We start from the raw sequence: 12797 nt of genomic DNA on the forward strand, positions 1-12797 counted from the left end.
CTTCTTCCCTCTGTCGAAGGACCGCCTCATGCCCATCGCTCTCATCACCGGTTGCTCCAGTGGTATCGGTCGCGCCCTGGCCGACGCCTTTCGAAACGCGGGCTACGAAGTCTGGGCCACGGCGCGCAAGGCCGAGGATGTCGCGGCGCTGGGTGCCGCCGGCTTCCGGGCTCGCCAACTGGACGTAAACGACCCTCAGTCACTGCAGCGCCTGGGCGAAGAGATCGACTACGCACACGGCGGCCTCGATGTGCTAATCAACAACGCCGGCTACGGTGCCATGGGCCCGCTGCTCGATGGCGGGGTCGAGGCCATGCGCCGGCAATTCGAGACCAATGTGTTCGCCGTGGTAGGCGTGACCCGGGCGCTGTTCGGATTGCTGCGGCGCAACCGTGGGTTGGTGGTGAATATCGGCAGTGTGTCCGGGGTGCTGGTGACGCCGTTCGCCGGTGCCTATTGTGCGTCGAAGGCGGCGGTGCATGCCTTGAGCGATGCCTTGCGCCTGGAACTGTCGCCGTTCGGTATCCGCGTGATGGAAGTGCAGCCGGGGGCGATCCAGTCCAGCTTCGCCAGCAACGCCGGGCACGAAGCCGAGCAGTTGCTGACCCCGGAATCGGCCTGGTGGCCGATGCGCGAGAGCATTCGCGCACGGGCGCGGGCCTCGCAGGACAAACCGACGCCGGCCAGCGAATTTGCCAAGGGATTGCTCAAGGCGGCGAAGCAGAGCCCGACGCCGACGCTGGTGCGCCTGGGCAATGGCAGCCGGGCCCTGCCGCTGTTGGCGGGCCTCTTGCCGACGCGGTTGCTGGACAAGGTGCTGAAGAAGAAATTCGGGCTGGATCGGGTGTTGTAGGCCGACACACATGCCCGAGTTCGTTGCCTGGCACTCATCTCGTGGGAGCGGCTTCAGCCGCGATCGGCGGCGCAGCCGTCGTAGAGCCTGAGTCCGCGATTTTCCTGGAATACCGGGAATACAGGTTCTATGGCCGCTTCGCGCCCATTCGCGGCTGAAGCCGCTCCTACGAGGCTCGTGCCAGGCACAGGATCCGGGCACTTTGCCGCTCAGGCAATCGCCCGCACCACACCACCATCCACCCGCATCGCCGCGCCCGTGGTCGCACTGGCCTGACGCGACGACAGGTACACCACCAGGTTCGCCACTTCTTCCACCGTGGCCAGACGCTGGATGATCGAACTCGGCCGGTGTTCGGCAATGAAGCTGGCTTCCATTTCCTGCACCGACACGCCTTGCTCTTTCGCCATTTCGGCAAAGAAATCACCCACGCCTTCCGAGCGGGTAGGCCCCGGCAGTACGGCGTTGACCGTCACCCCGGTGCCGGCAAGGGTTTCTGCCAGTCCGCGGGAGATCGCCAGCAGCGCAGTCTTGGTGGTGCCGTAGTGGACCATTTCGGTAGGAATCTCCAGCGCCGACTCGCTGGACAGAAACAGCACCCGGCCCCAGTTGCGCTCGGCCATGGCCGGTGCGTAATGCCGCGACAGGCGCACCGCGCTCATCACGTTGACGTCGAAGAAGCGCTGCCAGTCGTCATCGCTGATCTCGAAGAAGCCCTTGGGCTCGAAGATGCCCAGGTTGTTGACCAGGATGTCGGTCTGCGGCACCTGCTCGAACAGAACACTGGCGCCCTCGACCGTACCGAGGTCGGCGGCCACACCGATGATCCGCGCCGCCGGCACCCGCTCGCGCACCTGCTTGAGGGCCTGGTCTACCCGCGCCTGGGTGCGGCCGTTGAGTACCACCTCGGCGCCCGCTTCAGCCAGGCCGATGGCGATGGCCAGGCCGATGCCGGCGGTGGAACCGCTGACGATGGCGCGTTTACCGTTCAGGGAAATATGCATTGGGGCCTCCGGGCTGATTGGAAATACCGTTGTTGTGGGCGCGCGCTCAAGTCGGCTGATCGAACGCCTGCCACCCTCCGCCCAGCGCCTTGTACAGCCCCACCAGGGCCTGTGACACCGCCGCCGAGCTGTCGATCCACTGTTCTTCACTGGCCAGCAGCGCGCCCTGCACGCTGAGGACGTTGAGGAAGTCCACCGCGCCTTCCACGTACTGGCGCTGGGCGGTTTCCAGGGCGACGCGGTTCTGCCGCACCGCCTCGGCCAGATGGTCGCGACGCAACTGACTGGCGTTGTACAGGCGTAGCACATCGTCGATTTCGTGCCAGGCACGCAGCACCACCTGGCGGTAATGCAGCGCCGCTTCCTGCTGCTGCGCCTCGCGCAGCTCCAGCACACCTTGCAGGCGACCGCCTTCGAAGATCGGCAGCGACACCTGCGGCCCGATGGCGAAGCGGCGCGAATCCCAGGCACCGAAATCACTCAGTTGCAGAGCCTGGAAGCCGACGTTGCCGGACAGGCGAATGCTCGGGTAGAAGTCCGCCTTGGCCACGCCGATGCTCGCGGTAGCCGCGTGCAGACGGGCCTCGGCCTGGCGGATGTCCGGACGGCGCTCGGCCAGTTCCGACGGCACGCCGATGGCGAAGCGTTGTTGCGGCGCCGGCAACTCACCGGCGTCCAGCAGCTCGGCCTGCAGCGTGCGCGGCGGCTCGCCGGCGAGCAGGCCGAGGGCGTTGATCAGGTCGGCCTGCCGGGCTTCGAGGGTCGGCAGCCGCGCTTCGATGGACGCCACCTGGGCGCTGGCCTGGGCCACGTCGAGACGAGTGGCAACCCCCTGGTCCTGACGATCGCGGGACAGCTTCAGGCTGTGCCGGGCCACCTCGAGGTTGTCGCGGGTGACGGCCAGGGTGTGCTGCACCGCACGCAACTGGATGTAGTCGCCCGCCGTCTCGGCCAGCAGCGCCAGCAGCACGCCACGGCGGTCGTTCTCGGCCACCTCCACGGTGGCATCGGCCGCTTCCACCTGGCGTCGCACACGGCCCCAGAGGTCGAGTTCCCAGCCCGCTACCAGATCGCCCTGCCACAGGTTGTAGGCGGCCTTGCCGGCATTGCCCGACGGGTCGCTCAGGCCTTCGGCGCTGTTGCGGGCACGGCTGTAGCCGGCGTTCAGGCCGAGCGACGGGGTTTCGTCGGCGGCGATGCTGCTGCGCTGGGCGCGGCTTTGCAGCAGGCGGGCGCTGGCCATGCGCAGGTCGAGATTGTTATCGGCGACCCGCTGGATCAGCGCGCTGAGGCGAGCATCGTGAAAGCTCTCCCACCAGCGCGGGTCCAGTGGCTCGGCCTGCGGCTGGCTGGCAGCGGCTTCGCCCTGCAACGGCGCCCAGTCCTGCGGTGCCTGGGCGTCGGGCCGGCGGAAGTCCGGGCCGAGAGTACAGCCGGCGAGCACCAGGCCGAGCAGCAGCGGGCTCAAGCGGAACAGGCTGTTCATCGTGCACTGACCTCCTTGCCGCTGAGGGTGTCGCCCTGGGTGTCGATGCTGGCTTCCACCGACATGCCCACCCGCAGACGCGCCAGCAACGGCTGGTCGGCCTCGAAGACGATCTTCACCGGGATCCGCTGCACCACCTTGGTGAAGTTGCCGGTGGCGTTGTCCGGTTTGACGGCGGCAAAGGTCACGCCGGTGGCCGGGGCGATGCTCTGCACATGGCCGCGCAAGGTTTCGCCGGAGAAGGTATCGACGCTGATGCTCACCGGCTGGCCGGGCTGCACATGGGTCAGCTGGGTTTCCTGGAAGTTGCCGACCACGTAGGCCTCGGTCAGCGGCACCACCGACAGCAGCCGCGCCCCCGGATTGACGTAGGCGCCGACCCGCAGCGCACGCTCGCCGACCATGCCGTCCACCGGCGCGACGATGCGGGTGTAGGACAGGTCCAGGTTGGCTTTTTCCACACCGGCTTCGGCGCGCTTGAGCTGGCCGTCGGCGCTGGCGACCTGGGCCTCGAGAATGTCCACCTGCTTGCGCGTCGCCAGCAGCGCGGCCTGGGCGTTGTTCTGCCGGGCACTGGCCTGGTCAACCCGGCTGCGTGCTTGCTGGGCGTTCTGCACGGTGCCGGCGCCCTGTTCGGCGAGACGGCTGTAGCGGGTCACTTCGTGGTTGGCGAAAGCGGTTTCGGCCTGGGCAGCCTTGAGCGCGGCCTCGGCCTGGGCGATCAACGCCGCCTGGCGTTCCAGCGTGGCGCGGGCATCGGCGCTCTGGGCACGCGCTACCAGCCGTTGCGCCTGGGCGGCGTCCAGCGCGGCCTGGTAGTCGCGGTCATCGAGGGTCGCCAGCAACTGCCCGGCCTTGACCTGCTGGTTGTCATCCACCAGCACCTCCTTGATGAAGCCGGCCACCTTCGGCGCGACCACGGTGTAGTCGGCGCTGACGTAGGCGTCATTGGTGCTCTGCCGGTGGTCGCTGCCCAAGAGGTGCGGACCGCCGATGGCAGCGAGGACGGCGATGGCGAGCACCGAGCCGATCAGGATGTTCTTGCGGGTGTTGGTCATGTTCGAAATTCTCTGGTTCATCCGGGCTCAGGCCACCGCACGCGGTGGATAGACCCGGGTAGGCACGAAAGGAATCAGGCAGATCAGGGCCACGGCGATGCAGGCCATGACCAGGTAGAGGTCGGCGGAGGTCAGCACCAGCGCCTGTTCATGGATTCGTCTGGCCAGGCTCGCGGCGCTGTCGTCAAGCAGGGGCGCATTGCCCAGGCTGTCGGTGAGGTGGGTGGAATGGAAATGCCGGCGCACGGTGCCCAGGGCATCCAGCAGGCCACTGGCGACCACCGCCGCAAGGCCCTTGACCGTGTTGAACCAGGCCGAGGCGAACGGGCCTTCCTGCGGGCTCATGCCGTTGGTGGACAGCATCAGCAGCGGCAGCACCGCCATTGGCTGGCCGAACACGTGGAGCAGTTGCAGCACGTAGAAGTTGTCGCGGATCCACTCGGAGGTCAGTTGCGTGCCACCGATACAGGCCAGCGCCAGCATCCCCAGACCGGTCGCCAACACCCAGCGGCAGTCCACTGCGCGGATGTTGCACAGCGCCGCCACCAGCGGCAGCGAGATCAGTTGCGGCATCGCCACCAGCAGCATCAGCGGGCTGGTCTGCGCCGGGCGATAGCCCTGGACCTGGGCCAGGTACGCCGACGGAATGCTGATGGCCGCCGACAGCACGATGAGCACGCCGGCCAGGGTCACCAGGGCGAAACTCAGGTTGCGCCGGCCGAGCATGCGCAACTGGAAGAACGGCAGCGGCTCGGACCATTCGTTGAACATGAACAGCACCAGCAACAGCAGGCCGCCGCCCAGCAGCCAGCAGATCAGCAGCGAATCGAACCAGCCCCAGCGGTCGCCCAGGCTCAGGCCCAGCACCAGCGAGCTTATGGCCGGCAGGCCGAGCAGGACGCCGCGCCAGTCGAGCTGGCGGAAGCGCTCCAGGCGCAGCGGGTCCTGCGGCAGGCCCCAGCCGACGCAGAACATCGCCAGCGCCGACGGCAGGATGATCTGCCAGAACGACCACTGCCAGCCGACGTACTCGGTCCACAGCCCGGCCAGCGGCGTACCCAGGTTGGGGCCGAAGGTGGCGGTCAGGGCGTAGCAGGCCAGGCCATAGACCTTGATGCCGGGCGGCAGGAAGCGCAGGGCCACGCTCATCAGCATCGGTGGCAACGCGCCGGAGGCCAGGCCTTGCAGCACCCGCAGCACCATCAGGCTGTGCAGGTCGGGGGCGTAGGGCTGGACCAGGCCGAGCACCGCGAACAGGCCGATGGCGCAGAGGGTGAAGCGGCGCAGGGAAAAGGTGGTCGCCAGCCACGGCGAGAAGGCCATGGCCGACACGGAGGCGGCGGCGTAGACCGCCACCAGCCAGGCACCTTCATCGGCGCCGATGGCCATGGCGCCGCGGATATCGGCCAGCGAGATCTTGGTGACCATCTCGTTGAGCCCGGCGCAGAGCACCGCCAGCAGCACGCCGAACAGCCCGATCACCACCCGCAGGCCGAAGGCCTGTTGCGCGGGCGCGGCGGCCGGCGGTGCGGCGGCGGCAGGCGCAGCAAGGGGCGCGATGAGGGACGTCATCAGTAGAAATCTCCAGCAACAATTTGACTGGAGAGAGTCTAAAAACCCTGAATGCTGACGAAAACTGACTTCTCGGCAGTTTACGATTGCGCCAGACGCAATCCGCAGGTCATGGATCGACGCTGCACCAGGTTTTCAGGGTCTGGCGCAGCCAGCGGTGGGCCGGATCGTTGTGAAAGCGCGGGTGCCAGGCCTGCATCACCGTGACCCGTTCCATGGGCAGCGGAATCTCGAACGAACGCAGCGGCAAACCGAGCCGGGCCACGCTGTTGAGGATATTGGCGGGCATCGGCAGGATCAGGTCCGACGCCGGCAGCGAGAACATCGCCGAGTGGAAACTCGGGGTAATCAGCGCCACCCGCCGCTGCACCTTGAAGTTGGCCAGTTCGACATCGATCGGCCCGTTGGCCCGCCCGCGCCGCGACACGCTGATCTGTGGATAGGCAGCGAAACGCTCGGGGGTGATCTCGTCGTCGAAGATCGGATGATCGCGCCGCGCCAGCCCGACGTAGATGGTGTGGAACAGGCTCTGCACCTTGATCTCCGGGCCCAGATCGATGCTGGAGCTGATGATCAGGTCGGTGCGGCCGTCACGCAGCACGATATCGTCGTCGCCCCCGCTTTCCGGCACGAAGCGCAGCACCGTGCGCGGTGCCTGCTCGTGCATCATGCGCAGCAACTGCGCGCCGTAGAGGGCGATGAACAGGTCATTGGTGCGAATGTTGAAGGCCCGGTCCAGGCTCGGCAGGTCCACCTCGTCGCCACCGCGGAACACCTGCCCGGCCTGTTCCACCAGGGTGCGCACCTGCTCCTGCAGGGCCAGTGCCCGTGGCGTCGGCACCAGGCCGCGACCGGCACGCACCAGGATCGGATCGCCGAGGGCTTCGCGGATGCGGCTGAGGGTGCGGCTCATGGCCGCCGGGCTGAGGTTCATGCGCTGGGCAGCACCGACCACGCTGCCTTCGTCGAGCAGGGCGTCGAGGGCGACGAGCAGGTTCATGTCCGGGAGTTGCATGGCCGGGCCTCTGTGAGACGTGATGAAAACGCGATCTTAGCAGCTTGATGGATTGCGTCTCGCGCAATGGTCCCGTGCGTGCCAGGCCATTTATCCGCAGCTTGCGATGGGCCGACAATGCCCTGTCTTCCGCCTTTGCAAGGATTCCCCATGCCCCGCCCGGTCCTGATCGCCATCGACGCTTCCCCTGCCTGAACCGGCCTGCTTGACCTTGCCCGGCGCTACTGCCGGCCGGAGCAGCATCGGCTGCATGTGCTGCTGGCCATCGACGCCACCTTCGCCGTGCACCCGCGTCCGGCGGCGTATACCCAGGGTGAGGAAGAGGAATACCCGGCGGCCTGTGAAGAACAGCACCTGGCCGAGCGGGCGGTAAACGAGGCACTGGTGGCGCTGCGGGACAGCGGGTTTGCCTGCGAGGGCAGCGTGGTGGCGGCCGAGCCGGTGGAGGCCATCGTCGGCAAGGCGCAGGCGCTGGACTGCGAGTTGATCGTCATGGGGCACCGGCATCTGTCGCGGTTGGGCAGGCTGCTGGATCCGTCGGTGAGCGCCAAGGTGATTGATCGGGTCGGGTGTCCTGTTCTGGTGGGTGCTGCCGGTTAAGCGGGTGCATGTCGATGGGGCTTCAGCGCCCTTGAGATCGAGCGCCGCCCGCGCGGCGCATCGCCGGCAACGCCGGCTCCCACAGTTTGTGGAGCTGTTTTGGCAACTCGAGTTCGAGTCGTACAAACAAGGCGCTCAACTATGGCCTCACAGACATAGGTACGTTGCAACCAATGTGGGAGCCGGCGTTGCCGGCGATGCGCCGCGCGGGCGGCGCTCGATCTCAAATGCCCCGCAAACCTCTCGGCCAGCCCCTGCCCGCTCTCCCGTCAGGGCTTGACCACCACCGTGCAAGTCGTACCCGCCGCCAGCAAATACCCTTCCGGCACTTCATCAATGTGAATCCGCACCGGCACCCGCTGGGCCAGCCGCACCCAGTTGAAGGTCGGGTTGACGTCGGCGATCAGTTCGCGGCTTTCCGGGTTGTCACGGTCGTAGATACCACGGGAAATGCTCTCCACATGGCCCTTGAGCACTTCGCCGCTCATCATCTGCAGCTCGGCCTCGGCGCCGACCTTTACATGGGGCAGCTTGGTCTCTTCGAAGAAGCCGTAGACCCAGAACGAATCACGGTCGACCACGGCCATCTTCGCCTCGCCGGTGCGGGCGTAGTCGCCACGATGGACGTTGAGGTTGGTGACGTAGCCATCGACCGTGGCCAGGATGGTGGTGCGCTTGAGGTCCAGTTGCGCCGCTGCCAGTGCCGCCTGGGCCTGCTGGTAATCCGCCAGGGCGGAGTTGGCGATGTTGCTGGCGTCGTCGCGGTTTTCTCTGGAGATCACCAGGTTGTCCATGTCGGCGCGGCGGCTGGCGTTGACCTTGCGCATTTCCCAGGTGGCCTTGCGCGAGGCCACCAGCGCCTCGGCCTGGCGCACCGCCACTTCGTAGTGTTCGGGGTCGATACGCAGCAGCACGTCGCCCTTCTTCACCAACTGGTTGTCCTTGACCGGCACGTCCACCACGTAGCCGGGCACGTCGGCGGCGACATTGATGATGTCGGCGCGCACCCGGCCGTCACGGGTCCAGGGCGTGGTCATGTAGCTCACCCAGAGCTGCCGGCCGATGGCCACGGCAGCCAGCAGCACGAGCAAGGTGGCGATCAGGCTGAAAAACTTCTTCATCGACGGGCTCTCAACGGTAAACGGTCAGCGCCATGGCGCCGAACAGGCAAATGAACAGGCACAGGCGCAACAACGCCGGGTGCCAGAAGAATCGGTAGCCATCGATGCTCGCGATAAAGCGGTCCAGCCCCCAGGCAAGGCCGGCGGCGAACAGGAACATCAGGGTCACGGTCGGCATGTACAGGCCATGGAAGGCGATTTCACGAAGCATGGGTCGGTCCTGGCGACGGGCCGAGTTCGGCCAGCGGCGATTGGGGGTCGAGCAGGGAGGTGCGGATGAAGTGCAGGTAGCTCTGCACCCGGCGCAGTGCCGAGGTGTCGAAGTGCCGGGCGAACGGTTCGTCGGTGGCCTGGACGCGGCTGATGGCGTGGTCCACGGCAATCAGCGCACGCTCGTGGTTGCTCGCCGTGGGCTGCAGGAACAGCCGCGCCAGCGCCCGGCCCATGACGCGGATCGCCTGGCGCCACGGCTGCGACTCGGCGTAGCTCGGGTGCACCGGCAGGATTGCCTGCTCCTTGCGCAGTTCGATGATGGCGTGGCCGACTTCCAGCACCACGAACATCCAGCGCAGCAGGCGGCTCTGTACCAGCGGCTGGCCCACCGCCAGGCCATAGGCCTGGTGCAGCAGGTCGCGGGTGCGGCTTTCGAAGCCCGAGCCGAGACCGCGCAGGCGGCCGCTGATGGCGAACAGCACCTGTTCGCGCAGGTCCTGCTCCAGGCGACTCCACAGCCAACGGCTGTTGGGCGGCAGGATGATCGCGCCGGCGGCGGCACACACCAGCATGCCGATGATCATGCCGATGTAGTCGTTGATGTAGGTGTAGGGGTTGTACACCGTCAGGTTGTTGGGCACCGAGCCGATGGCGAAGAACACCAGCAGGCCGATGCCGTAGCCCGCGTAGGCCGGGCGCGAGGCGAGGAAGGCGCCGAGCACGAACACCGGTGCCAGCACCACGCACAGCAGCGGGAAGCCGTCGATCCAGGGGAACACGAAGAAGGTTTCGAAGAAGCCGACGAAGGCGCCGAACAAAGTGCCGCAGGCCATCTGGAACGACATGCGCTTGGGGTTGGGCGAGGCCGCCGACAGGCCCACGGTGACGGTGGCGATCAGGGTCATCATGCCGCCGCTGGGCCAGTTGCTCATCAGCCAGTAGCTGCCCAGCAGCAACAGCACCGCCGCCGCCCGCACGCCCGCCGCCGCCGACACCAGCCAGTTGGTCTGGGCCACGTAGGGCTCGTCCCACTGCTCGCGCTCGTGGTTGTGGGCGGCCAGCGAGGCGTGGGTCTCGGCGTAGTTGTGCATGTCGTCGACGAAGCGGTACAGCAGTTCGTAGGCGGTGTGGAAGTCCAGCAGGTCGGACTCGCTCGGCCCGGTTTCCTCGTAGGCCGCCCGCAGGCTGCGCACCTGGGCCGGCAGGCCCTCTTTGTAGGCCGCAAGCTCAAGGGTCAGGCGCAGGGCATCGGCGTCGGTCAGGGCGCGACCGACGTAGGGGTCGAGCAGTTCGGCCAGGGTCTTGAGCCCCGGTTCGATGGCGCTGACGATCTGCAGCGGCCCACGCAGGCGCAGGCGCTCCAGCAACTGGTGCAGGGCATTGAAACGGGTGGTGATGGCCATGAACTCGCTGTTCATACGCACCAGCCGGCCGCTGCGCCGACGCATGTGCGGGTCTTCGAAGGTGGTGACGCTGCGCAGGCTTTCCAGGCCGACCGCCTCGGCGATGAAGCGCACGTTGCTGCTTTCCAGGCGGTCGCGCTGGCTGTCGCCGCGCAGCCCTTCCACCACCACGCCGGCAAACACGCCAAAGCGCTGGTACAGGGCGTTGCGCATGGCGGCGCTGGCCGACTGCGGCAGGATCGCGGCGCTGACCAGGGTCGAGATGAAGATGCCCAAGCCGATCTCCAGCACCCGCCACACCGCCGCCATGAAGGCTTGCTGCGGCTGGTCGAGAATCGGCAGGCCGATCATCGCCGCGGTGTAGCCGGCCAGGACGAAGCCGTAGGCGCGGAAGGTGCGGTAGCGCATGGCACCGGCCGAGCAGAGGCCGACCCACAGCGCCAGGCTCGGCAGGAACAGCTCGGTGTTCTGCGGGAAGATGGCGATCAGCGCCACCATCATCGCCGAGCCGGCCAGGGTGCCGAGCACCCGGTAGAAGCTCTTGGCGAACACATGCCCGCTCTGCGGCTGCATGACGATGAACACGGTGATCATCGCCGTGCGCGGCTGCGGCAGCTCCAGGCGCATCGCCAGCCACAGGGTGGCGAAGGCGGCGACCAGCACCTTGAAGATGTACACCCAGGTCACGCCATCGGTGCGCGCCCAGTGGAAGAACCCGCGGCGCCACTCCAGGGAGGCGAGCCAACGCAGCGGCAAGGTCAGGGCGCTCATTCTGCGTGATCGGCTTTATCGAAAATCGCCAGGGTGCGGGGTGTCGGTGGGGCGTCCTGCGTGCCAGCGTCGGGCACGTCGGCACCGGCGCCAAGGCCGCCGCCCAGGGCCGTGACCAGCCCGGCATGGGCGCTCAGGCGTGCGGCCTGGACCTGCTGCTGGATCATCTGCTGCTTGAACAGCAGGGTCTGGGCGTTGAGCACGTTGAGGTAATCGGTCAGGCCGCGCTGGAAGGCGATCATGGCGATGTCGTAGGTCTTCTGTGCCGAGGCCACGGATTCGGCGGCGAAATGCGCCTGTTCCTTCATCGACTCGCGGCGGATCAACTGGTCGGAGATGCCCTTGAGTGCGTCCACCACGGTCTGGTTGTAGCGTGCCACGGCGATGTCGTAGCCGGCCGAGGCCACGCCCAGCTGCGAGCGCAGGCGACCGCCATCGAAGATCGGCAGGCTGATGGCCGGGCCGACGTTGTAGTTGAACTTGCGCCCGGTGAGGAATTCCAGCGGGCCGCCGCCCGTGGCCATGAAGCCGAGGCCGCCCACCAGATCGACGTTGGGGAAGAAACCGGCATGGGCGACGTCGATGCCGCGGGCCTGGGCCGCTACCTGCCAGCGGCTGGCGACCACGTCGGGCCGCTGCCCCACCAGTTCGGCGGGCAGCGCCGACGGTAGCTTCAACGGCGCGGCGAGGGACAGTTGCGGACGCTGGAGCTGCGCGCCCTCCCCCGGGCCTTTGCCGGCCAGGGCCGCCAACTGGTTGCGGGCCAGGGCGATCTCTTCGTTGAGGGCGTCGAGCTGGCGGTGGGTTTCCGGCAGCGGGGTCTGCGCCTGGCTGACTTCGAAATGGGTGCCGATGCCGCCGGCCAGACGCCGTTCGGCCAGGGCCAGGATCTGCTCCTGTTGGGCCAGTTCGGCCTTGACCACATCGCGCTGGGCAAACTGCAGCGACAGCTCGATGTAGACGCGCACCACGTTGTTCTGCAGTTCGAGCTGCGCCTGGCGGGCCTGGGCCACGCTCAGATGAGCCATGTCCACGGCCTGCTCGCTGGCGTTGCGCTCGCGGCCCCAGAGGTCGAGGGCGTAGCTGAAGCCGAGGGCGGCGTTGTTGTCCCAGGTGTTGGCGCCGGACAGCGCGCCGGGGCCGTAGAACTGGTCTTCCGGCCAGTTGTGGCGCTTGAGGGTGGCGTCGCCATTGACCTGGAGCTTTTCCGCCGACTCGACCACGCCGGCCATGGCCTTGGCTTCGCGCACGCGTGCGGCGGCCATGGCCAGGGTCGGGCTGCCGGCGACGGCCAGGGCGACCCAGCGGTCCAGTTGCGGGTCGCCATAGGCGCGCCACCATTGCTGGTCGGGCCAGTGGGCATCGCGGGCGGCCTCGGCGATCGCCGCGTCGGGGGTCAGGGAATTGGCTTGCAGCGTCTTGCTTTGCGGGGCAATGCCCCAGGTTCCGATACAGCCGCTCAAGGTCAAGCTAAAGGCACAGACACTGAGCGCATTCAGCGCTCTGATGATGCGACGCGGCACAGCGGCGAGTTCCCGACGTAGAGGTGGAGGAGGCCGGGCAATTCTAGGGGGCCGCCGCGGTGGCGATAAGCGTGCTTTCCTGCGAATCTTTGTTACCGAATTGGCGATAATCCGGCTTTAGTCGGAAGACCGGCCCGGTTACTTCATGTCACAATTCTGTCGTCTTCTTTGAGAGCGC

The 12797-nt window shown here is 67.2% G+C and carries 11 protein-coding genes; 2 read left to right on the top strand and 9 right to left on the bottom strand.

Annotation, left to right across the window (positions count from 1 at the left end; translation table 11 throughout):
* Positions 1-28: 28 nt before the first annotated feature.
* The gene (locus tag AC05QJ_RS26835) at positions 29-853 is read left to right on the top strand and encodes an SDR family oxidoreductase (protein ID WP_476744246.1); all 825 of its coding nucleotides are present in this window, start codon (positions 29-31) and stop codon (positions 851-853) included.
* A gap of 209 nt (positions 854-1062) precedes the next feature.
* Here AC05QJ_RS26835 and AC05QJ_RS26840 read toward each other — a convergent pair whose 3' ends face one another.
* The 5 genes from AC05QJ_RS26840 to AC05QJ_RS26860 all read right to left on the bottom strand — a co-directional run bounded on the left by AC05QJ_RS26840 (position 1063) and on the right by AC05QJ_RS26860 (position 6988).
* Positions 1063-1857 carry an SDR family NAD(P)-dependent oxidoreductase gene (locus AC05QJ_RS26840; protein ID WP_476744247.1) on the bottom strand — a complete coding sequence of 265 codons (795 nt, stop codon included), beginning with the start codon at positions 1855-1857 and terminating at the stop codon, positions 1063-1065.
* A 46-nt stretch (positions 1858-1903) separates the two neighbouring features.
* Positions 1904-3343, bottom strand: coding sequence for an efflux transporter outer membrane subunit (locus AC05QJ_RS26845; protein ID WP_476744248.1), 1440 nt, complete (start codon positions 3341-3343; stop codon positions 1904-1906).
* Positions 3340-4401 carry an HlyD family secretion protein gene (locus AC05QJ_RS26850; RefSeq protein WP_476744249.1) on the bottom strand — a complete coding sequence of 354 codons (1062 nt, stop codon included), beginning with the start codon at positions 4399-4401 and terminating at the stop codon, positions 3340-3342. The genes AC05QJ_RS26845 and AC05QJ_RS26850 overlap by 4 nt, the downstream gene beginning before the upstream one ends.
* Positions 4402-4428: 27 nt before the next feature.
* A complete protein-coding gene (locus tag AC05QJ_RS26855) occupies positions 4429-5973 on the bottom strand; it encodes an MFS transporter (RefSeq protein ID WP_476744250.1) in 1545 nt (514 codons plus the stop codon).
* Between the two features lie 109 nt (positions 5974-6082).
* The gene (locus AC05QJ_RS26860) at positions 6083-6988 is read right to left on the bottom strand and encodes a LysR family transcriptional regulator (protein ID WP_476744251.1); all 906 of its coding nucleotides are present in this window, start codon (positions 6986-6988) and stop codon (positions 6083-6085) included.
* A 201-nt stretch (positions 6989-7189) separates the two neighbouring features.
* Here AC05QJ_RS26860 and AC05QJ_RS26865 point away from each other — a divergent pair, with 201 nt between their 5' ends.
* Positions 7190-7588, top strand: coding sequence for a universal stress protein (locus tag AC05QJ_RS26865; protein ID WP_476748016.1), 399 nt, complete (start codon positions 7190-7192; stop codon positions 7586-7588).
* 269 nt (positions 7589-7857) lie between these two features.
* On the opposite strand, the gene AC05QJ_RS26870 is transcribed toward AC05QJ_RS26865, so the two are convergent.
* From AC05QJ_RS26870 to AC05QJ_RS26885, 4 genes are read right to left on the bottom strand one after another with little or no spacing between them, the layout of a single operon-like run.
* Entirely contained in the window at positions 7858-8709 is an 852-nt protein-coding gene (locus tag AC05QJ_RS26870) for an efflux RND transporter periplasmic adaptor subunit (protein WP_476744252.1), read from the bottom strand.
* 10 nt (positions 8710-8719) lie between these two features.
* Entirely contained in the window at positions 8720-8920 is a 201-nt protein-coding gene (locus AC05QJ_RS26875) for a DUF1656 domain-containing protein (RefSeq protein WP_476744253.1), read from the bottom strand.
* Complete coding sequence (locus tag AC05QJ_RS26880) at positions 8910-11096, bottom strand: FUSC family protein (protein ID WP_476744254.1); 2187 nt, start codon at positions 11094-11096, stop codon at positions 8910-8912. The genes AC05QJ_RS26875 and AC05QJ_RS26880 overlap by 11 nt, the downstream gene beginning before the upstream one ends.
* The gene (locus AC05QJ_RS26885; protein ID WP_476744255.1) at positions 11093-12619 is read right to left on the bottom strand and encodes an efflux transporter outer membrane subunit; all 1527 of its coding nucleotides are present in this window, start codon (positions 12617-12619) and stop codon (positions 11093-11095) included. The genes AC05QJ_RS26880 and AC05QJ_RS26885 overlap by 4 nt, the downstream gene beginning before the upstream one ends.
* Positions 12620-12797: the final 178 nt, after the last annotated feature.

It is taken from the genome of Pseudomonas sp. TUM25319, assembly GCF_056388475.1.

What these genes read in the sequence shown, in the direction of transcription:
- AC05QJ_RS26850 (WP_476744249.1), bottom strand. Translation starts at nt 4,401, where the DNA reads ATGACCAACACCCGCAAGAACATCCTGATCGGCTCGGTGCTCGCCATC.
- AC05QJ_RS26840 (WP_476744247.1), bottom strand. Translation starts at nt 1,857, where the DNA reads ATGCATATTTCCCTGAACGGTAAACGCGCCATCGTCAGCGGTTCCACC.
- AC05QJ_RS26835 (WP_476744246.1), top strand. Translation starts at nt 29, where the DNA reads ATGCCCATCGCTCTCATCACCGGTTGCTCCAGTGGTATCGGTCGCGCC.
- AC05QJ_RS26875 (WP_476744253.1), bottom strand. Translation starts at nt 8,920, where the DNA reads ATGCTTCGTGAAATCGCCTTCCATGGCCTGTACATGCCGACCGTGACC.
- AC05QJ_RS26870 (WP_476744252.1), bottom strand. Translation starts at nt 8,709, where the DNA reads ATGAAGAAGTTTTTCAGCCTGATCGCCACCTTGCTCGTGCTGCTGGCT.
- AC05QJ_RS26880 (WP_476744254.1), bottom strand. Translation starts at nt 11,096, where the DNA reads ATGAGCGCCCTGACCTTGCCGCTGCGTTGGCTCGCCTCCCTGGAGTGG.
- AC05QJ_RS26860 (WP_476744251.1), bottom strand. Translation starts at nt 6,988, where the DNA reads ATGCAACTCCCGGACATGAACCTGCTCGTCGCCCTCGACGCCCTGCTC.
- AC05QJ_RS26855 (WP_476744250.1), bottom strand. Translation starts at nt 5,973, where the DNA reads ATGACGTCCCTCATCGCGCCCCTTGCTGCGCCTGCCGCCGCCGCACCG.
- AC05QJ_RS26845 (WP_476744248.1), bottom strand. Translation starts at nt 3,343, where the DNA reads ATGAACAGCCTGTTCCGCTTGAGCCCGCTGCTGCTCGGCCTGGTGCTC.